This window comes from Candidatus Roseilinea sp. NK_OTU-006 (genome assembly GCF_012931985.1).
GTDB lineage: Bacteria > Chloroflexota > Anaerolineae > J036 > Brachytrichaceae > JAAFGM01.
Genome location: NZ_JAAFGM010000004.1, coordinates 64,334 through 89,081 on the forward strand (window position 1 = coordinate 64,334; position 24,748 = coordinate 89,081).

Annotated in this window: 32 protein-coding genes; 24 read left to right on the forward strand and 8 right to left on the reverse strand. The window is 64.4% G+C overall.

Annotated elements, in window-relative coordinates:
* Nucleotides 1-71: 71 nt before the first annotated feature.
* The 4 genes from GXH28_RS03835 to GXH28_RS03850 form a co-directional block, all read right to left on the reverse strand.
* Nucleotides 72-947 carry an FAD binding domain-containing protein gene (locus GXH28_RS03835; protein ID WP_169237693.1) on the reverse strand — a complete coding sequence of 292 codons (876 nt, stop codon included), beginning with the start codon at nt 945-947 and terminating at the stop codon, nt 72-74.
* Between the two features lie 24 nt (nt 948-971).
* Entirely contained in the window at nt 972-1,730 is a 759-nt protein-coding gene (locus GXH28_RS03840) for an ABC transporter permease (RefSeq protein ID WP_169237694.1), read from the reverse strand.
* Nucleotides 1,727-2,524, reverse strand: coding sequence for an ABC transporter ATP-binding protein (locus tag GXH28_RS03845; RefSeq protein ID WP_169237695.1), 798 nt, complete (start codon nt 2,522-2,524; stop codon nt 1,727-1,729). The genes GXH28_RS03840 and GXH28_RS03845 overlap by 4 nt, the downstream gene beginning before the upstream one ends.
* A gap of 66 nt (nt 2,525-2,590) precedes the next feature.
* A complete protein-coding gene (locus GXH28_RS03850; protein ID WP_240550163.1) occupies nt 2,591-3,664 on the reverse strand; it encodes an ABC transporter substrate-binding protein in 1,074 nt (357 codons plus the stop codon).
* Nucleotides 3,665-3,865: 201 nt separating this feature from the next.
* On the opposite strand from GXH28_RS03850, the gene GXH28_RS16615 reads away from it, so the two are divergent.
* The 15 genes from GXH28_RS16615 (at nt 3,866) to GXH28_RS03920 (ending at nt 17,541) form a co-directional block, all read left to right on the forward strand.
* A complete protein-coding gene (locus GXH28_RS16615) occupies nt 3,866-3,991 on the forward strand; it encodes a hypothetical protein (protein WP_255464515.1) in 126 nt (41 codons plus the stop codon).
* An 83-nt stretch (nt 3,992-4,074) separates the two neighbouring features.
* Complete coding sequence (gene aroG, locus GXH28_RS03855) at nt 4,075-5,184, forward strand: 3-deoxy-7-phosphoheptulonate synthase AroG (protein ID WP_169237696.1); 1,110 nt, start codon at nt 4,075-4,077, stop codon at nt 5,182-5,184.
* Between the two features lie 85 nt (nt 5,185-5,269).
* Entirely contained in the window at nt 5,270-6,295 is a 1,026-nt protein-coding gene (aroF, locus tag GXH28_RS03860; protein WP_169237697.1) for a 3-deoxy-7-phosphoheptulonate synthase, read from the forward strand.
* A gap of 21 nt (nt 6,296-6,316) precedes the next feature.
* Nucleotides 6,317-7,168 (forward strand): prephenate dehydrogenase/arogenate dehydrogenase family protein, encoded by an 852-nt coding sequence (locus GXH28_RS03865; RefSeq protein ID WP_169237698.1) that lies wholly within the window; start codon nt 6,317-6,319, stop codon nt 7,166-7,168.
* Nucleotides 7,165-8,493 (forward strand): 3-phosphoshikimate 1-carboxyvinyltransferase, encoded by a 1,329-nt coding sequence (gene aroA, locus GXH28_RS03870; RefSeq protein ID WP_169237699.1) that lies wholly within the window; start codon nt 7,165-7,167, stop codon nt 8,491-8,493. The genes GXH28_RS03865 and aroA overlap by 4 nt, the downstream gene beginning before the upstream one ends.
* A 77-nt stretch (nt 8,494-8,570) precedes the next feature.
* Nucleotides 8,571-9,419 carry a shikimate dehydrogenase gene (gene aroE, locus GXH28_RS03875; protein ID WP_169237700.1) on the forward strand — a complete coding sequence of 283 codons (849 nt, stop codon included), beginning with the start codon at nt 8,571-8,573 and terminating at the stop codon, nt 9,417-9,419.
* Nucleotides 9,412-10,596, forward strand: a complete 1,185-nt coding sequence (gene aroC, locus GXH28_RS03880) for a chorismate synthase (protein ID WP_169237701.1) — start codon at nt 9,412-9,414, stop codon at nt 10,594-10,596. The genes aroE and aroC overlap by 8 nt, the downstream gene beginning before the upstream one ends.
* A 9-nt stretch (nt 10,597-10,605) precedes the next feature.
* Nucleotides 10,606-12,267: a 3-dehydroquinate synthase gene (gene aroB / locus GXH28_RS03885; protein ID WP_169237702.1), complete on the forward strand. Its 1,662-nt coding sequence runs from the start codon at nt 10,606-10,608 to the stop codon at nt 12,265-12,267.
* A gap of 86 nt (nt 12,268-12,353) precedes the next feature.
* Complete coding sequence (aroQ, locus tag GXH28_RS03890) at nt 12,354-12,827, forward strand: type II 3-dehydroquinate dehydratase (RefSeq protein ID WP_169237791.1); 474 nt, start codon at nt 12,354-12,356, stop codon at nt 12,825-12,827.
* Nucleotides 12,820-13,410 (forward strand): RNA polymerase sigma factor, encoded by a 591-nt coding sequence (locus tag GXH28_RS03895; protein ID WP_169237703.1) that lies wholly within the window; start codon nt 12,820-12,822, stop codon nt 13,408-13,410. Before aroQ ends, GXH28_RS03895 begins: the two co-directional genes overlap by 8 nt.
* Nucleotides 13,411-13,421: 11 nt before the next feature.
* Nucleotides 13,422-14,114, forward strand: coding sequence for an anti-sigma factor family protein (locus GXH28_RS03900; RefSeq protein WP_169237704.1), 693 nt, complete (start codon nt 13,422-13,424; stop codon nt 14,112-14,114).
* A gap of 117 nt (nt 14,115-14,231) precedes the next feature.
* On the forward strand, nt 14,232-15,392 hold the full coding sequence (locus tag GXH28_RS03905; protein WP_169237705.1) for an aminotransferase class I/II-fold pyridoxal phosphate-dependent enzyme: 1,161 nt from the start codon (nt 14,232-14,234) through the stop codon (nt 15,390-15,392).
* Nucleotides 15,393-15,718: 326 nt separating this feature from the next.
* Nucleotides 15,719-16,291, forward strand: a complete 573-nt coding sequence (locus GXH28_RS03910; RefSeq protein ID WP_169237706.1) for an amidohydrolase family protein — start codon at nt 15,719-15,721, stop codon at nt 16,289-16,291.
* Nucleotides 16,275-16,928: an acetyltransferase gene (locus GXH28_RS03915; protein WP_169237707.1), complete on the forward strand. Its 654-nt coding sequence runs from the start codon at nt 16,275-16,277 to the stop codon at nt 16,926-16,928. Before GXH28_RS03910 ends, GXH28_RS03915 begins: the two co-directional genes overlap by 17 nt.
* A 367-nt stretch (nt 16,929-17,295) precedes the next feature.
* A complete protein-coding gene (locus GXH28_RS03920; protein ID WP_169237708.1) occupies nt 17,296-17,541 on the forward strand; it encodes a hypothetical protein in 246 nt (81 codons plus the stop codon).
* 14 nt (nt 17,542-17,555) lie between these two features.
* Here GXH28_RS03920 and GXH28_RS03925 read toward each other — a convergent pair whose 3' ends face one another.
* From GXH28_RS03925 to GXH28_RS03935, 3 genes are read right to left on the reverse strand one after another with little or no spacing between them, the layout of a single operon-like run.
* Nucleotides 17,556-18,161: a hypothetical protein gene (locus tag GXH28_RS03925; RefSeq protein ID WP_169237709.1), complete on the reverse strand. Its 606-nt coding sequence runs from the start codon at nt 18,159-18,161 to the stop codon at nt 17,556-17,558.
* Between the two features lie 59 nt (nt 18,162-18,220).
* On the reverse strand, nt 18,221-18,736 hold the full coding sequence (locus GXH28_RS03930; protein WP_169237710.1) for a hypothetical protein: 516 nt from the start codon (nt 18,734-18,736) through the stop codon (nt 18,221-18,223).
* 11 nt (nt 18,737-18,747) lie between these two features.
* Nucleotides 18,748-19,335 (reverse strand): LuxR C-terminal-related transcriptional regulator, encoded by a 588-nt coding sequence (locus tag GXH28_RS03935; RefSeq protein WP_169237711.1) that lies wholly within the window; start codon nt 19,333-19,335, stop codon nt 18,748-18,750.
* Between the two features lie 268 nt (nt 19,336-19,603).
* On the opposite strand from GXH28_RS03935, the gene GXH28_RS03940 reads away from it, so the two are divergent.
* From GXH28_RS03940 to GXH28_RS03965, 7 genes are all read left to right on the forward strand, one after another.
* Nucleotides 19,604-19,957 (forward strand): ArsR/SmtB family transcription factor, encoded by a 354-nt coding sequence (locus GXH28_RS03940; RefSeq protein WP_169237712.1) that lies wholly within the window; start codon nt 19,604-19,606, stop codon nt 19,955-19,957.
* 75 nt (nt 19,958-20,032) lie between these two features.
* On the forward strand, nt 20,033-20,200 hold the full coding sequence (locus GXH28_RS16785; RefSeq protein ID WP_320447915.1) for a hypothetical protein: 168 nt from the start codon (nt 20,033-20,035) through the stop codon (nt 20,198-20,200).
* Nucleotides 20,142-20,405: a hypothetical protein gene (locus GXH28_RS16790; RefSeq protein ID WP_320447909.1), complete on the forward strand. Its 264-nt coding sequence runs from the start codon at nt 20,142-20,144 to the stop codon at nt 20,403-20,405. The genes GXH28_RS16785 and GXH28_RS16790 overlap by 59 nt, the downstream gene beginning before the upstream one ends.
* Complete coding sequence (locus GXH28_RS03950) at nt 20,398-20,856, forward strand: arsenate reductase ArsC (RefSeq protein ID WP_169237713.1); 459 nt, start codon at nt 20,398-20,400, stop codon at nt 20,854-20,856. The genes GXH28_RS16790 and GXH28_RS03950 overlap by 8 nt, the downstream gene beginning before the upstream one ends.
* The gene (locus tag GXH28_RS03955) at nt 20,828-21,568 is read left to right on the forward strand and encodes an MIP/aquaporin family protein (RefSeq protein WP_169237714.1); all 741 of its coding nucleotides are present in this window, start codon (nt 20,828-20,830) and stop codon (nt 21,566-21,568) included. Before GXH28_RS03950 ends, GXH28_RS03955 begins: the two co-directional genes overlap by 29 nt.
* A gap of 25 nt (nt 21,569-21,593) precedes the next feature.
* On the forward strand, nt 21,594-22,091 hold the full coding sequence (locus GXH28_RS03960) for a DUF6428 family protein (RefSeq protein WP_169237715.1): 498 nt from the start codon (nt 21,594-21,596) through the stop codon (nt 22,089-22,091).
* 115 nt (nt 22,092-22,206) lie between these two features.
* On the forward strand, nt 22,207-22,383 hold the full coding sequence (locus GXH28_RS03965; RefSeq protein ID WP_169237716.1) for a hypothetical protein: 177 nt from the start codon (nt 22,207-22,209) through the stop codon (nt 22,381-22,383).
* A gap of 18 nt (nt 22,384-22,401) precedes the next feature.
* On the opposite strand, the gene GXH28_RS16185 is transcribed toward GXH28_RS03965, so the two are convergent.
* On the reverse strand, nt 22,402-22,599 hold the full coding sequence (locus GXH28_RS16185) for a hypothetical protein (protein ID WP_240550164.1): 198 nt from the start codon (nt 22,597-22,599) through the stop codon (nt 22,402-22,404).
* A gap of 214 nt (nt 22,600-22,813) precedes the next feature.
* On the opposite strand from GXH28_RS16185, the gene GXH28_RS16190 reads away from it, so the two are divergent.
* Both GXH28_RS16190 and GXH28_RS03975 read left to right on the forward strand, forming a co-directional pair.
* A complete protein-coding gene (locus tag GXH28_RS16190) occupies nt 22,814-23,161 on the forward strand; it encodes a CPBP family glutamic-type intramembrane protease (RefSeq protein WP_240550165.1) in 348 nt (115 codons plus the stop codon).
* A gap of 113 nt (nt 23,162-23,274) precedes the next feature.
* Nucleotides 23,275-24,645: a DHHA2 domain-containing protein gene (locus GXH28_RS03975; RefSeq protein ID WP_169237717.1), complete on the forward strand. Its 1,371-nt coding sequence runs from the start codon at nt 23,275-23,277 to the stop codon at nt 24,643-24,645.
* Nucleotides 24,646-24,748 lie beyond the last annotated feature (103 nt).

A 24,748-nucleotide genomic window follows, 5' to 3' on the forward strand; every position in this document is an offset into this window, starting at 1 on the left:
GCGCAGGCGTCACCCTTGCCTATCCCGCGAGCTTCCTGTTTGAGATGTGCGCCAAAATTATCGGCGCAAAACTACGCACTGACCTCAAGCGCCGCCGCGCGTTGCAGCGCGCGGCCCATCGCCTCCTGGAACAACACCGGAATTACTTCGCGCCGATATTCCGCCGTGGCGCGGTGCGGGCTGGTGCGCGGATGCGCTTCGCCGAGGAGCATTTCGCCGGCCTCGCGCAAGGTCAGCGCGTCCAGCATCCGGCCGCGCAGATAGGCTTCGGTCGCCTGCGCGCGAAACGGCGTCGGCGCGGCCGGCCCAAGCGTCACGCGGATGTCGGCGATGGCGCCGTCGGCGCGCAAGCGCACGCGCGCAGCCAATCCCATAATCGGCAGCGCCACGCCTTGTGGGCGCATCACGCGGGCGAAGGCCGAGCCTTCCGACGGTGCGCGAACCGGAAAGCGCAGTGCTGCCAAGACTTGCCGCGTGCTATCTATGGCCGATTGCCCTGGCCCGCGAAAGAGCTGGGGCAGCGGCCGCCATTCCCGAACGACGGCGTCCCCATCGGCCCAGGCGATCAGCGCCTCGCCGTCCAACGCCAGCAACGCGATGGCGCCGTCGGCGGCCGGCAGCGCATGGGCGATGTTGCCGGCCAGCGTCGCGACGTTGCGCACCTGCGGCCCACCGATCTGCCCGCAGGCCTCAACCAAGGCCGCGCCGTGCGCCTGCACAAGCGGCGAGGCGACGATCTGCGCGTGCGACACGCCACAACCGATGACGACGTAGCCTTCTTCCTCCCAGATGCCGCGCAGGTCGGCAATGCGCGTCACGTCCACCAGCGCCTCCGGCGCCGGCTGATGCGCCTCATCCACAAAGTAGTCCGTGCCGCCGCCGATCACACGGGCGCGCCCGCCGTGCGCGGCCAAGAGGCGCGCGGCCTCCTCTAACGTCTTAGGCATGAAGTAATCATTCCAACTCATGGCTTAGCGATAGGCCCAGTTCACGATGCGCCGCTCAAGCAGGGCAAAGGCGGCATATAGGGCGATGCCCATCAGCGCGACGACGATCAAGCCGGCGAACACCAGCGGCACATCGAAGCGCGAGCTGGCGATCACCATCATGTTGCCGATGCCGCGATTCGACGCGCCCAACTCGGCTACGACTGAACCGACGAAGGCCAGCGTCACCGCGACTTTGAGCGAGGCGAAGAAGTATGGCATTGCGCGCGGGAAGCCCACCTTGATGAACAGGTCGAACTTGCTGGCGCCCAACGAGCGCAACACGTCGCGCAGCTCGGGCTCCACGGTGGCGATGCCGGTAGCCACATTGACGGCGATGGGGAAGAACGAGATGAGGAAGGCGATGAGGATCGCCGGCAGCGTGCCGATGCCGAACCAGATCACGAACACCGGCACCAGCGCCGCTTTGGGGATTGAGTTGAACGCGATCAGCAGCGGGTACAACGCATCGTAGAGCAACGCCGAGTAGCCGATCAGCGCGCCGATCAACGTGCCGGTCACGATGGCCAGCGCCAGGCCGACCAGCGTCGTGAACAGCGTCTGCAGCGCATTGGGCCAAATGGCCGCTTGCCACTGGAAATAGGCGGCCACGGCGACGCTGGGGCGCGGCAGGATGAACTCGTCCACGCCCAACACCAGGCAGCCCACCTCCCATGCGAGGAAGAAGAGCGCCACGGCGACGATCGGCGGCAGGATGCGCCGCAGTGGGGAAGCCGGCCTCATGCGCGCACCTCCCCGATTCGGGTGTAGATGTCGTGCACGTAGTCGTTGAAACGCGGCTCGAACATGTGCTCCGCTGTGCGCGGACGCGGCAGATCAACGTGTGTGGCATGCACCAGGCGTCCCGGTCGCTTGCTCATCACATACACCGTGGTGGCCAAGAAGACGGCCTCGCGCAAATCATGCGTCACCAAGATCACCGTGCAGCGCCGCGCTTGCCACAGCGACTGTAACACGCCCCAAAGCTCCTCGCGGGTGAAGGCGTCCAGCGCGGCGAACGGCTCGTCGAGCAGTAGGATCTCCGGCTCGTGAATGAGTGCGCGGCAGAGCGAGACGCGCTGTTGCATCCCGCCGGAGAGTTGGTAGGGCGGCTTGTGAGCAAAACCATCCAGTCCCACCAGCCGCAGCAGCTCATGGGCGCGCGCCTCATATTCTCGTCGCTTATGGCGAAACTGCCGACGGTGCGGCTCCACAACCTCAAGCGGCAACAACACGTTCTCCAGCGCACTGCGCCACGGCAGCAGCGTGGGGTTCTGGAAGGCCATGCCGACGTTCTTCTGCGGCCCGCAGACCGGCGCGCCGTCAATCAACACCTGGCCGCGCGTGGCCGGCATCAGGCCAGAAACCAGCTTGAGAATGGTGGTTTTGCCACAGCCGCTGGGGCCGGCGATGGCCACGAATTCACCTTGCGCAATGGACAGCGACACGCCTTCGAGGGCGTGCACCTCACGCCCATCGTCGCCGTAGTAGATCAGCGACACATCGCGCAGGGCGACGCAGGGGACTGATGCTGCCACGTGAATGACGAGCAAAAGGCGGCCCGCGCAGGATTGCGGACGCCTGCGCGGGCCGATGCAAGGCGATCACATCGCCGGCGGCATGCGCGACTCCTTGGCCGGCAAATACTTATCGGTGAACACTTCCTCCGGCTTGGGGACGCTGGGCAACTCAAAGCCCTCAGCCACCAGCGCGATGCTCTTCGCCAGCCGCTCGGGGTCGGCCGCGCCAAAGCCGTTCTTCTTCACTTCTTCGGTCAGGAAGTGCTTCTCGATGGCCATCTTGAGGCGCGCCGTCTCGACCTCGGCGTCAATCAACGGTTCACGGCGCTTGATAATCTCTACGGCAGCGGCCGGATCGGCCAGCGCCTCCTGCCAGCCGCGGGCCAGCGCGCGCAGGAAGCCCTTCACCGCTTCTTCGTTCTCGGCCAAGAACTTGGGCGAGGCCATCACGGCGTTGCCGTACAGCGGCAGGCCCTGTTCGGCATACATGAAGGCGACGATCTGATCCGGCTCCACCTTGTTGCGCAGCAAGCCAAACCAGCCACTGCCGTAGAAAGCTGTGATGGCGTCCACTTCGCCCTTGGCCAGGGCGGCCTCGCGCAGGGCCGGCTCCATCGTCACCCATTCCACGCTGGCCGGATCCAAGCCTACCTGCTTGGCGAACAGCGGGAAGAGCCGTCGGCCTGCGTCGCCTGCCGGCGCGCCGAGCTTCTTGCCGGCGAGATCGGCCGGCGAAGCGATGCCCTTGTCCTTGAGCGTGAAGACCGTCATCGGCGCGTTGTTGTAGAGGATAGCGATTGCCTGCAGCGACTTGTCCGGGTTCTTCACGTTGAACTCGATCATCGAGTTGATGTCGGCGTAGCCCATCTCGTACGCGCCGCTGGCGATCTTGGTCACCGTGCCCGCCGAGCCGGTGCCCCGGTCAATGACGACCGATAGCCCTTCCTCGGCGAAGTAGCCCTTGTCGAGCGCAATGAGAAACGGCGCCGACGGCCCTTCGATGGCCCAGTCCAACGCAAAGCGAATGTGCGTGACTTTGGGCTTGGCGGGCGGCGCTGCGGCAGGTTGCTGGCCGGCTGAAGGCGGCGGCGCCGGCATCGTCGTGCATGCGGAAACGGCCACAGCAGCGGCGACAGACAAGGCAAACTTTTTGATCATGTCAAAACCTCCTGGGAATCGGTATTACGGGTGATTCGTCCTCGTCGCGGAGCATACGTGATGCATGGCGCGCGGAGAGCCAAGCAGCGCCCTCATTCGCCTTGCCCTAAATTCTATCGAAAATCGCCGCAGGCGCACCTGGGCGGGGCGGGCGAAGGTGATCCCCTCACCCGCCGTTGCGCATTTGACAAGTTGCACCTCATGGCTTACTATTTCGGCATCTTAAACATGGTACTCGCGCGCTTTGGGGGCTACTTTTGGTTTAGCTACTTTGCCGTGGGCAAAGGCAGCTTACTGGCGCGCGGGTTCGAGACGACCGGCAGGTAACCCAACAGCAGCAAGTGCAGGTCAGGTAGAAGCGCGGAGCTGGTAAGCTCCGCGCTTTTGATTTTTATACTGGGGATGACACGATGAACTATCAAACCGATGATGTCCGTATCCGCGAGATCAAAGAGCTGGCGCCGCCGGCGCATCTGATGCGGGAGTTCCCGATCACGCCAGAGGTGGCGAAGCTGGTCTACGAGACGCGCCGCGCCGTGCACCACATCCTGCACGGCAACGACGATCGACTCTTCGTCGTTGTTGGGCCGTGCAGTGTGCACGACGTACAGGCGGCGTTTGAGTACGCGACGCGGTTGAAGCCCGTCCGGGATCGCTGCCGAGACGCGCTGGAGATCATCATGCGCGTGTATTTTGAAAAGCCACGCACGACGATAGGCTGGAAAGGCCTCATCAACGATCCCGACCTCGATGGCTCATTCCGCATCAACAAAGGGCTGCGGATGGCGCGCAAGCTGTTGTTGGACATCAGCGAGTTGGGAGTGCCGGCGGCCACCGAGTACCTCGACACCATCTCGCCTCAGTATGTCGCCGACCTGATCGCCTGGGGCGCCATCGGCGCGCGCACGACCGAGTCGCAGGTGCATCGCGAGCTGGCCAGCGGCCTGTCATGTCCGGTCGGCTTCAAGAACGGCACCGACGGCAACATCAAGATCGCCATTGACGCGATCAAAGCCGCTCGTCAGCCGCACCATTTTCTATCGGTCACCAAAGGCGGCATCAGCGCCATCGTGCACACCGACGGCAACGATGACTGTCACATCGTGCTGCGCGGCGGTAAGATGCCTAATTACGATCATGCCAGCGTGCGTGCGACAGCGGAGGCGCTACTGCGGGATGGCCTGTCGCCGCGCCTCATGATTGATTGCTCGCATGGCAACAGCAACAAGAGGCATGAGCAGCAGCTTGTGGTTGCCGAGGACGTGGCCCGACAAATCGAGGCGGGCGAGCATGCCATTGCCGGCGTGATGCTGGAGTCGAACCTGCGCGAAGGCCGCCAAGACCTGACGCCGGGCCGCCCGCTTGAATACGGCAAGAGCATCACCGATGCCTGCCTCGGCTGGGAGGACACCGAGCGCGTGCTCGACCGGTTGGCCGAAGCCGCGCGCGTTCGACGTCGCAGTCGCACAACATCCTTTCACACCATCGAGCAGATGAACGGCCAGGTGGCAGCCCGATGAACTCACCTGTAACACGGGTTTCACACCGCGATACCCGCGATAAAGGCAGCGTGAGCTTAACTGTCAAACGCGAATGGTAGGAAGCATGGTCATCGTCATGAAGGCTGGCGCGTCCGCGTCCGAGATCGCCAGCGTAATCAGACATATCGAGTCAATCGGCATGCGCGCGCACCTCTCCGAGGGCGAGGAGCGCACGATTATCGGCATGGTCGGCGACGAGCGCCCGGTGGACCCCGCGCCGTTCGAGCTGCTGAGCGGCGTTGAGCGCGTGCTGCCGATCTTGCGGCCGTTCAAACTGGCCAGCCGCGACTTCAAAAAGCAAAACACGGTCATTCAACTGCGCGTGAAGCATCGCACCATCGCCATCGGCAATACGCATCTGGCGATGATGGCCGGCCCATGCGCCGTGGAGAGCCGCGAGCAGATCATGGAGAGCGCGCGCGCCGTGAAAGAGGTCGGCGCAACCATCCTGCGCGGCGGCGCGTTCAAGCCGCGCACGTCGCCGTACTCCTTCCAAGGTCACGGCGAGGAGGCGCTGAAGTGGTTAGCCGAAGCGCGCGACGCGTACGGCCTGGCCATCGTCACCGAGGTCATGTCGCCGGAACAGGTGCCGTTAGTCGCCAAGTATGCCGACATCCTACAAATCGGCGCGCGCAACATGCAGAACTTCCCGCTGCTGCACGCCGCCGGCGAAGCGCACAAGCCGGTGCTGCTCAAGCGCGGCCTGAGCGCCACGATGGAGGAGCTGCTCATGGCTGCGGAATACATCCTCTCGCACGGCAATTACGACGTGATGCTGTGTGAGCGGGGCATCCGCACGTTCGAGAAGTACACGCGCAATACGCTGGACATCAACGCCGTGCCGGTGTTGAAGGAACTCTCCCATCTGCCGGTCATCGTAGATCCCTCGCACGGCACGGGCAAATGGGAATACGTCACGCCGATCGCCAAGGCTGCTGTCGCCGCCGGCGCCGACGGGCTGATCATCGAAGTACACCCCGACCCCACCAAGGCGGTGAGCGATGGCGCGCAGACCCTCACGCCGCAGCGCTACGCCGAGCTATTCGCGCAGGTGCGGCGCGTGGCCGCTGCCGTGGATCGCACGGTATAGTCTGGTGCATCATCAACCGACGTGACACATACAATTTGCATCGTCGGCCTCGGGCTAATGGGCGCCTCGTTCGCCTTGGCGCTGCGCGCCAACGGCTACGCAGGCCGGCTGATCGGCATCTCGCGCAGCGCCGAGACGCTGCGCAAGGCGCAGGCGCGCGATCTCGTGGACATCGTCTCGTCGGAGCTAAGCCACGCCGGCGAGGCCGATGTGGTGGTGCTGTGCACACCGGTGCGCACGCTCATCACCCAGATCGGACAACTGGCCAACCTCTGCCGACCCGGCGCGATCATCACCGACATGGGCAGCACCAAAACCGAAGTCGTCCGCGCCATGGACGCGCTGCCGGCGCACCTGCGCGCCGTCGGTTCGCATCCGATGTGCGGCAAAGAGACCGCCGGCATAGATGCGGCCGACGCATCGCTGTATCGGGGTGCGCCTTGGTTGCTCACCCGCACCCGGCGCAGCGACGACGAGGCGCTGAGCATCGTCCGCGCCCTGGCGGAGCGCGTCGGCGCCACGCCGCGCGAAATCGGCGTCGAACATCACGACGCCCTATTAGCCTTCGCCAGCCACCTGCCCTATGCGCTGGCCGTCGCCCTGGTGACGGCAACCGACCAATTCAGCTTGAACCAGCCGGAGGTCTGGCAAGTGATGGCCGGCGGCTTTCGCGATACCTCGCGCGTGGCCGCCAGCGACGTCACCATGTGGCTGGACATTTTGCTGACGAACGCCGATGCCGTGCTCGGCGCCGTGCGCGACTTCCAATTCACGCTGGATCAATTCACCGCGCTGCTGGAGCGTCGTGACGAGGAAGGCCTGCGCGCCTTCCTCGCGGCTGCGGCTCAAGCGCGCAAAACACACTTCCGATGACCGTCGAGACCGTTCAACAAACGCGCGCGCTGCGCGGGGTGCTGCGCGCGCCGAGCGACCGCAGCATCACGGTGCGGGCCGCTATCCTGGCCAGCGTCGCTGAGGGCGTCAGCCGCATCCGCGAGCCGCTGGAGAGCGACGACGCAGACGCCGCGCTGCGCTGCATCGCTGCGCTGGGCGCGCCGGCGGCTCCGCTCGGTAGCGGCTGCGACTCAGCCGGCCTGCGCATCGCCGGCCGAGGATTGCGCGGCCTGCGCGCGCCGTCCCAACCACTGTTCTGCAACTCATCCGGCACGACGATGCGGCTGCTGGCCGGCTTCTTGGCCGGGCAGGCGTTCGACGCAATCTTGGACGGCAGCGAACAACTGCGCCGCCGCCCCATGCGCCGCGTCACCGATCCGCTGCGCCGCATGGGCGCACAGATCGAAGACTCAGACGGCCACGCACCGCTCGTCATCCGCGCCGCGCGTCACCCATTGCATGGGCTGACCTACGACATGCCCATCGCCAGCGCGCAAGTGAAGAGCGCACTGCTCCTGGCCGGCCTATACGCGGATGGGCCGGTGACCGTCCGCGAGCCGGCGCCAACGCGCGACCACACCGAGCGTATGTTGCGCGCCGCGGGCGTCGAAGTCACCGTAGGAGCCGAAGGAGACGCCGGCCGCATCACCACGCATCCGCCGCAGAAGCCGCTGCGCGCGTTGGATATGCTGGTGCCGGCGGACTTCTCCTCGGCGGCGTTCTTCATGGTTGCGGCGGCCATCACGCCCGGCGCGCGGCTTCGCCTCGTCGAAGTCGGCTTGAACCCGACGCGCACCGGTCTGCTCGACGCGCTGCGCGCAATGGGGGCAACGATCCATCTGTCCGGCCTGCGCGAGGAGGGCGGCGAGCCGGTGGGCGATGTGGAAATCGTCGGCGGCGAGCTGCGCGGCGTCGAAGTGGGCGGCGCGCTGACGCCGCGCATGATTGACGAGTTCCCCATCTTCGCTGTGGCCGCAACTCAGGCGCATGGCATCACCATCGTCCGCGACGCCGAGGAACTGCGCGTGAAGGAAAGCAACCGGCTGGAGGGTTTCGTCGGCGAGCTGCGCAAATTGGGTGCGCCGATTGAGGCGACGGCGGATGGGTTCATCGTCGAAGGGCCGGCCCGCCTGCGCGGCGCGGTTGTGGATGGCCTAGGCGATCACCGCGTGGCAATGGCGCTGGCCGTCGCCGCGTTGCGCGCCGAGGGCGAGACGAAAATCCTCGGCGCCGAGTGCGTGGCCAAGACCTACCCGGCGTTCTTTCGCGACCTGGCGTCGTTGGTTGACGATTGTGGAGCGTGAATCGCTGGTCGGCAGGTCGTCAATCTCTAATCCTGTCATCACCGATTACCAGTTACCAACCCCAACCGAAGATTCCCATGCTCGTCGGTCTGATCGGCCATCCGGTGGCGCACAGCAAAAGCCCACAAATGCAGCACGCGGCGTTCACCCACATCGGGTTGAGCGACTGGCGCTACGAATTATGGGACACACCGCCGGAAGCCCTGCCGGCGCGCATGCGCGAGTTAGGCGAGCGCGAGGACATCGCCGGCTGCAACGTGACCATCCCACACAAACAGGTGGTGATGCCTTACCTCGACGAGGTAAGCCCACACGCGCGCGCCATCGGCGCAGTGAACACCCTCTTCAAACGCGGGCGCGCCCTGCTGGGCGACAACACCGACTGGATCGGCTTCCTGGCCGACTTGGCCTTTCACGGCGTGGATGTTCATGCCGGGACGCAAGCGCTGGTGCTGGGCGCCGGCGGTTCGGCGCGGGCGGTTGTCTATGCGCTGGTGTCGCGGGGCGCGCGCGTGTGGATGCACAACCGCACGCCGGCCCGCGCCCAGCATCTGCTGGACGACCTGGCCCGTTCGCCCTACGCGCGCGAGGCGCGTGAGCACTGCGCTGTTGTGGCCTCGCCGCTGGATCCAGCCTGTCGAGCAGTAAACTTGATCGTCAACTGCACCCCCGTCGGCATGTGGCCGCACGAAGACAACTCGCCGTGGCCAGACCGCACGCCCTTCCCGGCCGGCGTCACACTCTACGACCTGGTGTACAAGCCGCGCCGGACGAAGCTGATGCGACAGGCCGAGGCTGCCGGCGCGCGCGCCATTGGCGGCATCGGCATGTTGGCCGAGCAAGGCGCAGCAGCGTTCGAGCGGTGGACGGGCGTGCCGGCTGCGCGCGTTTCGGCTATCATGCGGGAGGCGATCCAAGATGCTTAGGTTCCTCACCGCCGGCGAATCGCACGGCCCATCGCTGACCGCCATCCTTGAAGGTATGCCGGCCGGCGTGCCACTGCGTTCTGAGGATATTGACCGCGACCTGGCCCGCCGACAACAGGGCTACGGCAGCGGCGGACGGATGAAGATCGAGCGCGACCACGCGCGCATCACCGCCGGCGTGATGGCCGGCAAGACCACCGGCGGCCCCATCGCCTTCGTCGTCGAGAACCTCGACCACGCCAAATGGAAAGACCGCGACATCGAGCCGATGACCATTCCGCGCCCCGGCCACGCCGACCTGACCGGCGCGGTGAAATATGGCTATCGCGAGCTACGCCTGGCGCTGGAACGCGCCTCGGCGCGCGAGACGACCATGCGCGTCGCCGTCGGCGCGGCCTGTCGTGCGCTGCTGCGACAGTTCGGCATCGTCGTCGGCGGCTACGTGGTCAGCATCGGCGAAGTGGAGACGCCCGACCACGCTTCGGCCGTGGACGCCGAGACCTACCTGCGGCGCTTTGCACAGGCCGAGGCCAGCGACGTGCGCTGCTACCATCCGCCCACCGCCGAGCGCATGCGCGCCCGCATCGCCGAGATCATCGCCGCGAAGGACACGCTGGGCGGCGTCGTCGAGGTGGTCGCGCTATACGCGCCGCCCGGCCTCGGCAGCCATGTGCACTGGGATCGCCGCTTGAGCGCACGGTTGGCGCAGGTGGTGATGAGCGTGCACGCCGTCAAGGGCGTCGAGATCGGCGATGGCTTTGCCGAAGCGCGGCGGCCCGGCACCCAAGCGCAAGATCAGCTCTACGCCGCCGATGGCATGATCCGCCAGCGCACCAATCATGCCGGCGGCCTGGAGGGCGGCATCACCAACGGCGCGCCGATCGTCGTGCGCGCTGCGCTCAAGCCCATCGCCACCACGCTCAACCCGCTGGACTCGGTGGACTTGGCCACCGGCCAGATGGTCAAGACGAAATACGAGCGGAGCGACTTCTGTCAGGTGCCGCGCGCCGTCCCGATCATCGAGGCGATGGTGTGCTTCGCCCTGGCCGATGCGCTCATCGAGAAGCTGGGCGGCGACTCGCTGGACGAGATGCGTCCGCGCTTCGCGGCGCTGCGCCGGCTGCGGCTGGACGATTTGCCGATGGATGCCCTACCCTGGCGCTTCGGCTATGAGTGATCGCCAAAGATGCGTGAGGACATCGTTGACCCGCCGCGCAACCTCATCCTCGCCGGCTTCATGGGCACGGGCAAAAGCACCGTCGGCCGGCTGTGCGCACAGCAGCTCGGGCTGCCCTTCGTGGACACCGACGAGGAGATCAGCCAACGCGAAGGGATGCCGATTCCGGCGATCTTCGCCTCGCGCGGCGAGGGCTATTTTCGCACCCGCGAGCGCGCACTCGTCGCCGAACTGAGCGCGCGCCGGAACTGCGTCATCGCCACCGGCGGCGGCATGATCGTGGACGACGACAACCGCGCGGCGCTGCTCCGCAGCGGCGTTGGCGTGTGTCTAACGGCGACGCCGGAGGTCATTGCGCAGCGCGTGGGCAGCGAGGCAGCCGCCGAGCGCCCGATGCTGCACGGCGACGACGTGATCGCACGCATTACGCAGCTCTTGCGCGAGCGCGCGCCCAAATATGCCCAGTTGCACTATGCGATAGACACCTCTCAATGCACGCCCGATGAGGTCGCCGCGTTGGTGTGCGAAGCCTACCGGCGCGAGCGCATCCGGATCGCGGTGGACGCGCCCGAAGCCGGCGCGCGCTACGACATCGTCATCGGCGAGGGCGCGTTGGACGCGCTGGGATTCATGCTGGCTGGGCGCGGCTGGGCGCCGCCGTTCGCCGTGGTGAGCGATGCACACGTCGCCGCGCGCTATGGCGAGCGCGTGCTGTGCGCGCTGGCGCGCGCCGGTCTGGACGGCTTTCTGCACGTCATGCCTGCCGGCGAGGCGCACAAGACGCTGGCCAGCGTCGAGGCCATGTATCGCGCCTTCAGCGCGCACGGCATGGAGCGCACGAGCGCCGTCATCGCGCTAGGCGGTGGCGTGGTGGGCGACACGGCCGGCTTCGCCGCGGCGACTTTTCTGCGCGGCGTGCCGCTCGTCCAGGTGCCCACCTCGCTGCTGGCCATGGCCGATTCCAGCATCGGCGGCAAGGTCGGCGTGGATACCGACTTTGGCAAGAACTTGGTCGGCGCGTTCAAACAGCCTGATTTAGTAGTGGCCGATTTGAGCGTGCTGGCTTCGCTGCCGCCGCGCGAGCTGCGCTGCGGACTGGCCGAAATCGTCAAAGCAGCCCTGCTCAGTGGCGGCGCGGCCTATGGGCGGTTGCGCGAGGCGGCGACGAGCGGCGCGTTGACCGATTGGCGCAGCCCAGGGCTGCTCAATGCGCTGGTGGACGCCATCCTGCTCAAGCGCGCGATGGTGCAAGCCGACCCATTCGAGCGCGGCCGGCGCGCGCTGCTGAATCTGGGCCACACGTTCGGCCACGGCCTGGAGGCGTGGAGCGGCTTTCGCCTGAAGCACGGCGAGGCGGTGGCGTTGGGCCTGGTCTGCGCCGCGCGGCTCTCGCATGCGATGGGCGTTTGCGAGGACGCGCTGGTGGCCGAAGTGATCGGCCTGCTGCGCGGCGTCGGCCTGCCTGCGGCGCTCGATGACGCGCACGACGCGCTCGGCGACCTGGCGTTTGCGCCGGACGCGGTGTGGCGCTACATGCTGAGCGACAAGAAGAAGCGCGCCGGCAAGCTGCGCTTCGTCCTGCTGCGCGCGCCGGGCGATGCCTTTGTGTGCGACGCCGTGCCGGAAACGATGGCGCAAGACGCGCTGGCGTCTCTGGGGAGTCCGGGATAAGAAAACAGGAGGTCAACATGGAGAACGCGGCGGACAGGTCGCAGCGTCCAGCAGAGCCGCAACCGGCGAGTGACGCCGGTTCCGCGATGGCCGGCGCGCCGTGTGCCATTCTCGTGCTGCATGGCCCCAACTTGAATTTGCTCGGCTTGCGCGAGCCGGATGTGTATGGCCGCGTGACGCTGGAGGACATCAACCGGCGCTTGCGCGAGCTGGCCGCGCAGCGCGGCGCGGCGCTGCGCATTGCACAGTCGAACCACGAGGGCGCCTTGATTGACGCCATCCACGACGCGCGCGCGTGGGCGCACGGCATCCTGATCAACCCCGGCGGCCTGACGCACACCAGCGTCGCCCTGCGCGATGCAATTAGCGCGATCGCCTTGCCGTGCGTCGAAGTGCATCTCTCGAACGTGCACAAACGCGAGCCTTTCCGGCACCACTCGTTCATCTCGCCGGTCGCCGTCGGCGTGATCGCCGGCTTTGGCTGGCGCAGCTACACATTGGGCTTGACGGCATTGCTGGACATCCTGGCTGAGCAGTCGCACAATCGAAGCGATGGATGAAGCGGGGTTGATCCGCGCGGCGCAGCGCGGTGATGTGGCCGCATTCAACCAACTGGTGCTGGCCTACCAGTCTCAGGTTTACAACGTCGCCTATCGCATCCTGGGCGAGCCGGCCGCAGCATCCGACGCAGCACAGGAGGCGTTCCTCTCAGCGTTCACGCACATCAACGACTATCGCGGCGGTTCGTTCAAGGCCTGGCTGCTGCGCATCGTGACCAACGCCTGCTACGATGCGCTGCGCTATGCGCAACGCCGGCCGACTGCCTCGCTCGAGGCCAGCGACGACGGCGACGAGGGGCGCAGCCTGGCCGATGTGTTGCCCGCCGACGACGAGGACCCCCTGCGCGCCGCCGAGCGCAGCGACCTGCGCCGCTTCATCGGGCGCGCCGCGCTGCAACTGCCGCCCGATCAACGCATTACGTTTGTGCTGTCCGACGTGCAAGGCTTGAGCTATGAAGAAATTGCTGAGGTGATGCAGGTGTCGCTCGGCACGGTGAAAAGCCGGCTGAGCCGGGCGCGCGCCAAGCTGCGCGACGCCCTGCTGGCCCATGCGGAACTGCTGCCCGACGAGTTCCGTCAGTAATGGGAAGGGGAATGACCGAAGACGAGCTGATCTCCGCTTACGTGGATGGCCGACTGAGCGAGGCCGAGCGCGCCGCGCTCGACGCGCGGATGGCGCAGGACGCAACGCTACGGCGCCGCGTCGCCGCGACGCATCTGCTCGTCCGCGAATCGCGCGCGCTGCCGGCGCTGCAACCGCCGCGCAACTTCATCTTGCCACTCGATGCCGGCCGAAAGACGGCCGCGCCCAAACGGCGACGGCCCTCGTTCTCCCCGTGGCTCTTGCGACTGGGTTCGCTGGCGGCGACGGCGCTCTTCGCCGCGCTGGTGGCGTTTGAGCTGGCGCGCCCTACGCCCTTCACCGCAACGCCTGCCGTCGCCCCGGCGGCTGTGCCCGCCCTGGAGATGCCAACGCAACACGAGTCGGCGACGCCCGCCGAACCAGCAGCCGAGATGGCGCCGGCGGCGCAGCCGACGCAGAGCGAAGCGGCGCCGGCTGCCCCGATTCAAGCCGCCGCCGCGCCCGAGGCTAAAGCCGAAGCGGCAGGCGCGGATGCAGCGCAGCGCTCCCTTCAAGCGTCCGGCGCGCCGACGGTCGCCGTCGGCGCGCCGGAGCCTGCGCCCGCGCCATCGGCCGCCGGGCCGATCACGCCCACGCGCCTGTTGGCTGCGATTGCGCTGCTTGCCGCTATCGCCCTGGGCTTGCTGGGCGGGGTGAAGCGGTGACCGCGTCCGGCCACGGGTCTTTCGCTTCGTGCGCGTGCGAGCGCTTCTATAATCCGCAGGTCAATAACAGGTCGAGCTGCTTTGAGCGATTCGACCGGCAAGCATCCAGGTTTCATCATGCGGAACTTTATCTCTCAGCGCGTCGCGTCTGTTCCCCCTTCCGGCATCCGACGTTTCTTCGACATCGCCGCCACCATGCCCAATGTGATCTCGCTGGGCATCGGCGAGCCGGACTTCGTCACGCCGGCGCCGATCCTCAACGAGGGCATCGCCTCGCTTCAGCGAGGCGAGACGGCCTACACCAGCAACTCCGGCATGATCGAGCTGCGCCGCGCGCTCAGCGCGCACCTGGCCCGACTCTACGGCGTGGAATACGACCCGGAGACCGAGCTGCTGATCACCGTCGGTGTGAGCGAGGCGATGTATCTCGCCTTGACGGCGATCGTTGACCCCGGCGACGAGGTCATCGTGCCGCAGCCGTGCTTCGTGTCCTATGCGCCGGAGGTGGTCTTCGCCGGCGGCGTGGCCGTCCCCCTCCCAACGCGCGTCGAGCACGAGTTCCAGGTGACGGGTGAGGAGATCGCCGCACGCATTACGCCACGGACCAAGGCCATCCTGATCGGCTATCCCAACAACCCCACCGGCGCGGTGATGAGCCGCGCGCGGCTGATGGAGATCGCCCACCTGGCAGAGCAGCATGACCTGGTGGTCATCAGCGATGAGATCTACGATCGCCTAGTGTATGGTGTGTCACACGTGTGCTTCGCCGCGCTGCCGGGCATGCAGGCGCGCACGATCCTGTTGGGCGGCTTCAGCAAAGACTACGCCATGACCGGCTGGCGCATCGGCTACGCAGCGGCGCCGGCGGAGCTGCTGGCCGCGATGCGCAAGGTGCACCAATACACCATCATGTCTGCGCCGACCACCGGCCAGCATGCTGCGCTGGCCGCGCTCCAGGAGGGCGAGGAGCATGTGCAGCGGATGGTGGCCGAATACGACCGGCGGCGCAAGCTGATCGTGAGCGGGTGCAACGCCCTGGGGCTGGACTGCTTTGAGCCGCGCGGCGCGTTCTACGCCTTCCCCTCGGTCGCCCGGACCGGCATGAGCGACGAGGCATTCGCCGAGAGGTTGCTGCTGGAGGAACAGGTCGCCGTAGTGCCGGGCAGCGCGTTCGGCGCAGGTGGCGCCGGATATGTGCGCATGGCCTACGCCCAATCCTACGAGAAGATCGAACAGGCCCTTGAGCGTATCCATCGCTTTATGCGGCGGCACGGATGACGCGACACTCAACCGTCTCCGACGATATGCTCAGGCCGGCATATGCCCTCACACCGCCTACCGCGTGGCAATGCCCGGTTGCCGGATGAGCGCGCGACTAATCCTCCTACCCTAGATCAAGGACTTCACCGCGCGGCTGCGGATGAGCCCACGGCATCGCTCGATCCACAGGCGCGCGCCGCGTTAGTCGGAAGGTTAGGGCAACTCAAACAGTCGGGCGTGGCGATGATCGGTGTGTTTCACCACGTCGAGGAAGTGCGCCATTTGGTGGACAAGGAAGTGGTGCTGGCGCAAGACGCAAGACGCAGCAGGAGCGCATCGCCCAGATGCGCGACACGCCGCCGGCATGGGACGTGGTGCGTGAAGTGACGGCGCTCTCTTCGCGGCACCGGTTGCCTATCGCTTCGCACGACGACGACACGCGCCAGAAGGTGGCCTTGATGGCCGAGATGGGCGCGACGATCAGCGAATTCCCGGTGACGTTGGAAGCCGCCGAGGAAGCCAAGCGGCGTGGCATGCATGTGGTGATGGGTGCGCCGAACGCGTTGCGAGGTGGTTCGCATTCCGGCAACCTCAGCGCGCTCGATGCGATTGCTGCGGGTTTGGTGGACATGCTGGCGGCGGACTATCACCCGGCAGCGCTGCTGCAGGCGGCCTATGCTCTCGTCCGGCGTGGCGCCTTGCCGCTGCACGCTGCCGTCAGGCTGATCACCCAGAACGTGGCTGAGGCCTTGGGGCTGCGCGAACGCGGCGTCATCGCCGAGCGGCACTACGCCGACTTCGCCTTCGTCGAGGAAGGCCCGCTGCGCCCACGCGTGCGCGGCGCGCTGCGCAACGGTCAATTCATCTACCTCGATCGAACGCTCGCCGCGCGAAGGAAGCATGCTACACACGGTTGACCGCTTTCCCTCGGATCGCATCCACACGCGGAAGCACTTGTGCGAGCGACCGACCATTCATCCATCATCATTCGTGCTCGACAGTCGCCTCGGCTCGTGGACGGATATCGGGCCGAACTGCTCGATCATCGAGTCGGTCTTCGACGATTACAGCTACGCCGCCGATAACGTCTCGATCATCTACGCGCAGATCGGCAAATTCTGTTCGATTGCCTCGCACGTGCGCATCAACCCCGGCAACCACCCGATGGATCGCGTGACGCAGCATCACTGCACGTATCGGCGCGTGGAATATGGGTTTGCCGAGACGGATGACGAAGCGTTCTTCGACTGGCGTCGCGCGCACCGATGGGTCGTCGGACACGACGTGTGGATCGGACATGCGGCCGTTGTCATGCCTGGCGTGAGCATCGGGATAGGCGCGGTCGTGGGTGCGGGCGCAGTGGTCACGAAGGACGTAGGGCCGTATGAGGTCGTCGTCGGTGTGCCGGCGCGACGCATTCGCAAGCGCTTCGATGATGCAGTGATCGAGAGGCTCATGCGCATTGCGTGGTGGGATTGGGATCGGCCGACGCTTGAAGCGCGCTTTGACGACTTGCGCGACGTGTTGGCGTTCTTGGAGAAGTACTCGCGCTGACAAAATCAAGCGACGAGCGATCGTGGGGCGCAAACGGCGCGACGGCTGAACGGCCGGAAGACCCGCCATCGTCTCGCCCAAGCGTCAGTGCGTCATCCCCGCGCAGGCGGGGAATGCGCGGGGAATGCGCGGGAATGACAGGGAATCCAGCCTTGCCCAGTTTCTGGATGCCCTAGGTGCATTTTCTTGTAGGGGCAGCCCTGCGTGGTTGCCCCCATCTTTCGGACATGACGATGTAGCAGCCTACGGCCACCGGCGCCAGACGTCGCGCAGGGCCGACCAGAGTTCATCCACCGCGGCCTGCCCCCTTGATGCGCGATGAGCGGCAAGACGGCAACCAGATTCGCCACGGAGTCCTTGATCGGGCGTGACGCGAACGCCGCCAGGGCTGCTGCTCTCCACCTCCTCATCGCCGATCTCTCGCGCCGAGACCAGCTTCATCGTGGACGACGCGATCCGGATCGGCGCGCGGGTGGTGTGGATGCAGGAAGGCATCGAGAACGAGTTCACGCCCTCGATCACTTCATGTAGCTACATTCGCTTGCTGCTGATGCATCGGATGACTGTGTTCAGGAGATGCGTTTCACGCGCCGGACGAACTCGTCCAGGCTGATGGGGGCGTCGCTATCATCGAACCATTTGCTCGATCGCGTCAATGAGCTCCGCCGGTGTAAACACCCGTTCTGAATTCGCAAACTTCAAGGGTTCCTTTGCGCCGTTGCTCACACGGACTATCTCGCCATCTATGACGAGGCGGCTCCAGGGACCATAGTAGAAGCCATAGGAACCATCAGGGTTCTTGCTCAGCAGCAACAAATGACGGTCGCCGGGAAAGGACATGGGAAAGTCAACCTGCAGATCGTCACTCAGTCGGCGCACTTCATTCGTTGGATGTCCTGTGATGCGCAAAATGATAGGCTGACCCGCTGCAATCGAGCCGTCATCTTTCAATGATCTTTCGACCTTGATGCTGAAGTCGGTGAAAGGAACTCCGGATACTGGCTTATCCGGTTCACCGGCATGAAGAATTAGCCTGCCGGTTGCATCGTAGCCGCCATAATATCCCTGTCGTATGACCTCTGCTACTTCACCAATCGCGATGATATCCGCTTTGCTCACGAGTTCTGACAAATCCTTTGGCGGTGGGACGAGCATGGCGGTAGAACCGAAGGGTGCTCTGGCACACGCTTGAACGAGCAACAAGGCAAGGATTGTAAGCGCCTTGATGTTCATGGCTTTTCTCTGGCTCATCGTAGCCGTGTTTGCCCTACCTGCGCTTGCACTGTTGAAATTCAATAGTACAGGTTGATAAACCCAATTTCATCGGACTGAAGCACGGATGGAAGGTTGCCACAATTGGGTGTCTTCATGACGGTGTAAACCGAGCAACTCTCATGTGCAAGGCCGAAGACATGACCCATCTCGTGTCGGGCAAGGTAATTACCCTCTGGCAGCACGTAGTAGGTATTGAAATACAGGTCGCCTCTTACGGCTCTTCTATCATAGCCATTACAGTTGCCAAAGATAGGAAAGAGGCTGGGCCACCATACACAAGAGTAGTATTGACCGTTGATATATGAAAACGGCACGGCACCTCCGGCCCAACCTGTTGCTCCATAATTGCCTGTTAATGCGGCAATCAGTCCCCCTGAGCCTTGTGTGAGATCTGTGCTTGAGTCATAGTTGTTTGCTGCACTCACCATATAGGGCCACATAGAACCCGCACCATTACCTCTCTTGATTGAGAGTGATTCCAAATTACTTGGCCATTGCACTACTGGCAAGATGCACTGCACTACGTTTGGCATAGTACGTTGCATCAAATTTGCCGACGAACTTCAAATCCATCCCAAATCCATCCCAAATGCTGGGCCCGATGCACCGCCTCCTTCCGGCTGTGCACGTGCAGCTTGCTCAGGATGCGCTGTGCCTCGTTGCGCACGGTGTGCACGCTGATCTGCAACTCGGCGGCGATCTGTTTGGAGCTTTTGCCCTCGGCGAGCTTCCGCAACACCCGCAACTCGCATTCCGTCAACCGATCAGCTTCCGCCTCGGGCGGCAGCAGCGATTGGTTCAGCCAGGCCAGCTTGATCACGTCGAATAGATCGTCGAGGCTGACGTCCACCGGCAGACACGCCCTCACTCCCAGCCGGGCTGCGTCGGTGAGCACCAACGGGTCTTCGCACCGGTCGGTGATGAAGACGACTCGCACGGGCGTCACCTGATCCCGCGCCCAGCGGCAGGCAGCGAAGCCGTCGGCGGTGTGCAGAAGCGGGCCAACGAGCAGCACGACCTTGCCGCTCACGTCCAGCTCGCGCCATCGCGCGTCCAGCTCCGCAATGCTGCTGGCCGAACCCAGGACGTGACAGCCACGCTTGGTCAGCCCATGGACGGCGCCTTCCAGCACCAGCGGGGAACGATCTACGACCAGGAGAAGGAGATGTGCAGATGAGGAAGGTATAGATGAGGCGACTGGCGGTTTGTCACTCCGCTGCATGTCCTCCCAGAAAATTTCCTGTTCACGCCTGTACGTAATATATGATTGCGCCTGTCCGTTGGGAGTTGCGTTTATACGAGTGCTATGGTGCAGGCTGATGTTGCGGCCATTAGGCAAGCGCCTATGCTTAACCTCACTTAACACGATTCTGTATCATGTCGTATCAACGAAGATGGATATGGCATGCGGTGTGTGCGTTCCAGCCGAAAGCGAACGTGAAGCGCCTCCGCTCGAACTTGAGCAAGTCTATGTGTTGCTCAAGTTGCTCGGAGAGCCGAACCGGTTGCGCATCTTCACGTTCCTCATTCGCGGGGAGCGTTGCGTGTGCGAGATCGAGGCGGCCGTGACGATGCCGCAGAACCTAGTGTCGCATCACCTGCGCGTCCTGCGCGAGGCCGGCCTGATCGAAGTGCGGCGCGAGGGGCGCTGGGCGTATTATCGGGTAAACAAGGCCTACCTGGCTCAGGTGTATCCCGCTTTGTGCACCCTGTTCGACCCGAATGCGGTAAGTGATGCGCGCGCCGCCTGTTGATAGTTCATAGCGATGACTGAGATTCCAAAGAAGCGTGTGCTGATTCTGTGCACGGCCAATTCGGCGCGCAGCCAGATGGCCGAAGGCATCCAACGCTGGCTAGGCGGCGATCGCTACGACGTCTTCAGCGCCGGCACCAAGGCTACTAGCGTCAACCCTTTTGCCATCCGGGTGCGAGATCGGAGTGGACATCCGCAGCCAATACTCGAAGACCTACGAGCAGTTCATCGGCCAGCCGTTTGACGCCGTGATCACTGTGTGCGATGACGCTGCCGAGACCTGCCCCGTTTCGCCGGGTAGTTACCGGCGCATTCACTGGAGCTTTCCCGATCCCGCGGCTGTGGCCGACGACGAGGCCAAGCTTCAAGCCTTTCGCAGTGTGCGGGACGGGTTGATCGAGCGATTCAAGAGATTCATCGAAATGAACCAGGAGGTTTCGCATGCCTAAGTCCAATGTGTTGTTCCTGTGCACCGGCAACTCGGCCCGCAGCCAAATGGCCGAGGCTTTCCTGCGCCACTACGCGAGCGACCTGTTCAATGCCTACAGCGCCGGCCTGGAACCGAAGGGCATGAACCCGTTCACCGTCAGGGTGATGAACGAGATCGGCATCAGCGTCGAAGGACAATACTCCAAGAGCCTACGCGAGTATCTCGGCAAGCAGCTATTTGCCTACCTTGTCACCGTGTGCGCCGACGCCGAGGCGCGCTGTCCGTCTGTGTGGCCGGGTGTGCAATTTCGGCTGCACTGGAAGTTCGACGACCCCGCCGCTTTCGAAGGCACCGAGGAAGAGAAGCTGGCCAAGTTCCGTGAAGTGCGCGACCAGATTAAGGCTGCCATCGAAGCATTCGTCGCACAGGAACGGGCGAAGTATGACACAGCGGCAGCCTCTCAACGCTAGCCGGCATCACTGGCAACGCTATCTAGCCGAGTTCATCGGCACGTTCTTCGTCGTCTTTGGTGCCTGTGGCGCGGTCATCAGCGATCGCGCGAGCAACGGCGCAGTGACGCTGCTGGGTATCGCGCTTACGCCGGGCCTCGTCGTGCTGGCGATGGTGTATGCACTAGGGCCGATCTCGGCGGCGCACTTCAACCCGGCGGTCACGCTCGGATTCGCCGTTGCGCGGCGCTTTCCGTGGCGGTATGTGCCGGCCTATCTCTTGGCGCAGGCGGCGGGCGCGCTAATGGCCAGCTTGCTGCATCAACTGCTGTTCGGTCGCGATGTGGCGCTCGCAGCGAGCTTCGGCGCGCACATTCCGGCACCGTGGGTGTCTGTGCCGGCGGCATTCGGCTTCGAGTTCATCTACGGCTTCCTGCTGATGTTCGTCATCATTGCGGTAGCGACTGATCGGCGCATTGCTGCGCCGATTCCCGGCTTAGCCATCGGTCTGACCGTAGCGCTGGCGATCATGATGGGCGGGCCGATCAGCGGCGCATCTATGAATCCGATTCGTAGCCTTGCCCCGGCGGTATTTGCGGGTGGTCAGGCACTGGCGGTGCTCCCCATCTACCTCATCGCACCGACGGCCGGCGCGGTGATGGCCGCCCTCACCTACGAGGTGCTGCGCGATGGGCAAGTGCATGCCCAATCCGCGCCGGCGGATTTGATGTGACTGGCGCATCGCATATTACTCGAACATGCACCCAAAAACCATGTGCGCGGTGGACTTCGTCGCGCAACTCCAACCTTACGCAGATAAGCTGCTCATCTTCGAAAGCGATGGCCGGCGCATCCGGCCCGGCTATCACATCACCGAGATCAAGGCGGCCAGCTTTCGCTCACTCGACTGCGGCGCCCGCCCACAGCAGTGGGAGGAGGTGATCGTTCAACTCTGGGATGTAGCCGACGGGCCTGAACAAGGCCACATGCGCGTAGGTAAGTTTCTCGGCATCTGGCACAAAGTCGAAAGGGATGTCGGTCTGAACAGCAATGCCGAGATCAAGTTTGAATGGGGCGACGCCGTCCATCCCGCCGTCCACTACACTTTCGCTTCTTTGTATGAGGATGGTGACGCACTGATCGTCTCGCTGGAGCCGGTGCGCGCCACCTGTAAGCCACGCGATGACTGGTGGCTGGCGCAAGGCGGCGCAGCTGTATGTTGTGCGCCGGCCGACAGCTGCCGCTGCTGGCGGTGACCGGTTCATTCCTCCACCAGAACGGGCAAGATCCAGTGTTTCTGATGGGCTATCTGTACGTAGTGATCATCTACTCGGTGCTGTTCACCTGGGTGTATAACACAACGCACGCAGCATGCTGGCCATCATCCTGTTGCATTTCTCCATCAATCTGACCAGCCGCGTCCTCGTCATGCCCGCTGAGATCTTCACCTACAACAGCTTCATCCTGCTCGCGGCGCTTGCGCTGGTGCTGTGGCGCTACGGTGGTCAGTATCTGGTGCGCGATCATCGGGCGAAAGGAGGAAGATGATCCGCCCATCCCTCGTCGTTACATTACTTCTTGGTCGCTTACGCCTTCTCGTGGGCGATTGGCGGCCTGCTGACCGCCGACCACCACGGTGTAGTCAATGTGCCGAAGGTCTTGCACTATGTCAGCGCATTTGGACCGGCGTTCGCTGCCATCGTCGTGACCGCGCTCGTCGGCGGGCGCGCTGGGCTGGCTGACCTGTGGCGGCGTGTCGTTCACGCCAACGTCGGCCTCCGCTGGTGGCTGATCGGCATCGGCACGCCGTTGCTGCTGGGTATTGCCGCAGTCGCCGTGTATGTCCTGAGCAATAATACCCTGCCTGACCCGGCGTTATTCAGCGAGGTTGACTATCTGGGGAATATCGGCCTGCTCGCGGCGCTGGTTCTGTGGGTTGCGACGTATGGCTTCGGTAAGGAGATCGGCTGGCGCGGGTTTGCCTTCCATCGCATGGAGCCCGGCGGATTGGGTGCGGGCGACGGCAGTGGTGGGTGCGTTGTGGGGATTGTGGCATCTGCCGTATTTCTTCTACAAGGCGAACTTCATGGCGCCGGGCGCGAGTGGCTTCGTCGGCGATGTCATCAGCATCACGATGGGGTCTATTTTGCTGTCGTGGATGTATCGGGGCAGTGGTCACAGCATCCTGATCGTGGCGCTGTGGCACGGGCTGTTCGACTTCGTGAGCGCCTCGCCCGTCGCGGAAGGCACGGGCAACGCCGTCATCAGCGGCGTGGTCATCGTCTGGGTGATCTTGATTCTGCGCACGGCGGCGCGTCGGCGGTGACATCTCTCTTTGTTCGAGATCGGGACGGATTTGTCGCTAAAATTGAGATGTGCTGATTGCCTAAAGCAAACACAATTGGTGCGGCCCGCTAGTCAACCGACCCGACTGACCCAATGACAAAGACGCTTGCTAACGGTCAAGGTGCGCTACTCGAGGCGCGCCAGCCGATCTACGTCGTAGGCCACAAAAACCCGGACACGGACGCCGTCGCGTCGGCCATCGGCTACGCCTGGTTGTTGCGCGAGCGCGACGGGAGCGAGGCGGTCGCCGCGCGCGCCGGCTCGGTGAATGCGCAAACCCGATTCGCGCTGGAGCACTTCGGCGCGCCGACGCCCATGCTCTTGGAAGACGCTTCGCCGCGCTTCGAAGCCATCGTCAACTGCATCGAGCCGCTGACCCCGGACACGCCGCTCTCGGCAGCTTGGCAGCTCTCAGCCAAGACGCATCGTGCTGCGCCGATCGTCGAAACCGACGGCACGCCGGTCGGCCTGGTCACCGGCCAGTCGGTGTTCGGTTACCTGTCGCAACGGTTAGACATGACCTATGCCGTGTTCGGCAAATTGATCGCCATTCCCTGCGGCGAGGCGTGCGATACCGATGTGCCGAAGTTCGCACTGACCGACCGCATCAGCGACCACCGCGAGCGGGTGATGCGCACCCAGCGCGATGACTTCTGGGTGGTGGACGGCGATGGCAAATACGCCGGCATCTGTACGCGCGCCGACATGCTGCACCCGCCGCGCGTGAAGTTGGTGCTGGTGGATCACAACGAGCCGGGGCAAGCGGTGAACGGCTTGGCCGAGGCCGAGCTGGTGGAGGTGCTCGACCATCATCGCCTGGGCCCGATCAACACGAACACGCCGATCTCCTTTCATGTGGATGTCGTCGGCTCGTGCTCGACGTTAGTCGCCGAGCGCGCCCAAGCTGCGCGGCTGACGCCGCCGCGGGAAGTGGCCGGCCTGTTGCTATCCGGCCTGCTCAGCGACACGCTAGCCTTCAAGTCGCCCACCACTACCCCGCGCGACCGCAACGCAGCGACCTGGCTAGCCAAGCACGCCTTCGGCGCAGAGGATGCCGAAGGCAAGATGCGCGAGTTCGCCGAAGCCCTGTTGCAGGCCGGCGCGGACGTGAGCGGCCGCTCGGCGCAGGACATGGTGCAGGCCGACCTCAAGCTCTTCGAGTCTGGCCCGGTCAAGTTCGGCGTGGCTCAGGTCGAGGTGACGAGCTTCAACGCAATCCTGCCACGCATGGACGAGATTCGCGCCGCGCTGAAAGCGTTGCAAGAGCAGCGCAGCCTGGATTTCGTCGCGCTGATGATCACCGATATCGTCGAGAACAACAGCCTGCTGGCCGGCGTGGGCGAGACGCGCTTCTTCGAGCGCCTGCCGTTCTCGCGCAAAGCCGACGGCGTGTGGGACATGCCCGGCGTGGTCTCGCGCAAGAAGCAGTTGTTGCCGACGCTGCTCGGCATGCTCCAAGGCTGAACGAATCGAGAATTGAGAATGAAGAATTGAGAAAGGGTTTACGTCTCTGCGCTTGGTCATTGTAGCGTGCTGCCTATTGACCTTTCTCAATTCTCAATTCCCA

Excerpts from the sequence above, each read along its gene's own strand:
- GXH28_RS03835 (WP_169237693.1), bottom strand. The coding sequence starts at position 947 with ATGCCTAAGACGTTAGAGGAGGCCGCGCGCCTCTTGGCCGCGCACGGC.
- GXH28_RS03840 (WP_169237694.1), bottom strand. The coding sequence starts at position 1,730 with ATGAGGCCGGCTTCCCCACTGCGGCGCATCCTGCCGCCGATCGTCGCC.
- GXH28_RS03850 (WP_240550163.1), bottom strand. The coding sequence starts at position 3,664 with ATGATCAAAAAGTTTGCCTTGTCTGTCGCCGCTGCTGTGGCCGTTTCC.
- GXH28_RS16615 (WP_255464515.1), top strand. The coding sequence starts at position 3,866 with ATGGCTTACTATTTCGGCATCTTAAACATGGTACTCGCGCGCTTTGGG.
- aroG (WP_169237696.1), top strand. The coding sequence starts at position 4,075 with ATGAACTATCAAACCGATGATGTCCGTATCCGCGAGATCAAAGAGCTG.
- aroF (WP_169237697.1), top strand. The coding sequence starts at position 5,270 with ATGGTCATCGTCATGAAGGCTGGCGCGTCCGCGTCCGAGATCGCCAGC.
- aroA (WP_169237699.1), top strand. The coding sequence starts at position 7,165 with ATGACCGTCGAGACCGTTCAACAAACGCGCGCGCTGCGCGGGGTGCTG.
- aroE (WP_169237700.1), top strand. The coding sequence starts at position 8,571 with ATGCTCGTCGGTCTGATCGGCCATCCGGTGGCGCACAGCAAAAGCCCA.
- aroC (WP_169237701.1), top strand. The coding sequence starts at position 9,412 with ATGCTTAGGTTCCTCACCGCCGGCGAATCGCACGGCCCATCGCTGACC.
- aroB (WP_169237702.1), top strand. The coding sequence starts at position 10,606 with ATGCGTGAGGACATCGTTGACCCGCCGCGCAACCTCATCCTCGCCGGC.
- aroQ (WP_169237791.1), top strand. The coding sequence starts at position 12,354 with ATGGCCGGCGCGCCGTGTGCCATTCTCGTGCTGCATGGCCCCAACTTG.
- GXH28_RS03895 (WP_169237703.1), top strand. The coding sequence starts at position 12,820 with ATGGATGAAGCGGGGTTGATCCGCGCGGCGCAGCGCGGTGATGTGGCC.
- GXH28_RS03900 (WP_169237704.1), top strand. The coding sequence starts at position 13,422 with ATGACCGAAGACGAGCTGATCTCCGCTTACGTGGATGGCCGACTGAGC.
- GXH28_RS03905 (WP_169237705.1), top strand. The coding sequence starts at position 14,232 with ATGCGGAACTTTATCTCTCAGCGCGTCGCGTCTGTTCCCCCTTCCGGC.
- GXH28_RS03910 (WP_169237706.1), top strand. The coding sequence starts at position 15,719 with ATGCGCGACACGCCGCCGGCATGGGACGTGGTGCGTGAAGTGACGGCG.
- GXH28_RS03915 (WP_169237707.1), top strand. The coding sequence starts at position 16,275 with ATGCTACACACGGTTGACCGCTTTCCCTCGGATCGCATCCACACGCGG.
- GXH28_RS03925 (WP_169237709.1), bottom strand. The coding sequence starts at position 18,161 with ATGAACATCAAGGCGCTTACAATCCTTGCCTTGTTGCTCGTTCAAGCG.
- GXH28_RS03930 (WP_169237710.1), bottom strand. The coding sequence starts at position 18,736 with ATGCCAAACGTAGTGCAGTGCATCTTGCCAGTAGTGCAATGGCCAAGT.
- GXH28_RS03940 (WP_169237712.1), top strand. The coding sequence starts at position 19,604 with ATGGCATGCGGTGTGTGCGTTCCAGCCGAAAGCGAACGTGAAGCGCCT.
- GXH28_RS16785 (WP_320447915.1), top strand. The coding sequence starts at position 20,033 with ATGGCCGAAGGCATCCAACGCTGGCTAGGCGGCGATCGCTACGACGTC.
- GXH28_RS03950 (WP_169237713.1), top strand. The coding sequence starts at position 20,398 with ATGCCTAAGTCCAATGTGTTGTTCCTGTGCACCGGCAACTCGGCCCGC.
- GXH28_RS03955 (WP_169237714.1), top strand. The coding sequence starts at position 20,828 with ATGACACAGCGGCAGCCTCTCAACGCTAGCCGGCATCACTGGCAACGC.
- GXH28_RS03960 (WP_169237715.1), top strand. The coding sequence starts at position 21,594 with ATGCACCCAAAAACCATGTGCGCGGTGGACTTCGTCGCGCAACTCCAA.
- GXH28_RS03965 (WP_169237716.1), top strand. The coding sequence starts at position 22,207 with ATGCTGGCCATCATCCTGTTGCATTTCTCCATCAATCTGACCAGCCGC.
- GXH28_RS03975 (WP_169237717.1), top strand. The coding sequence starts at position 23,275 with ATGACAAAGACGCTTGCTAACGGTCAAGGTGCGCTACTCGAGGCGCGC.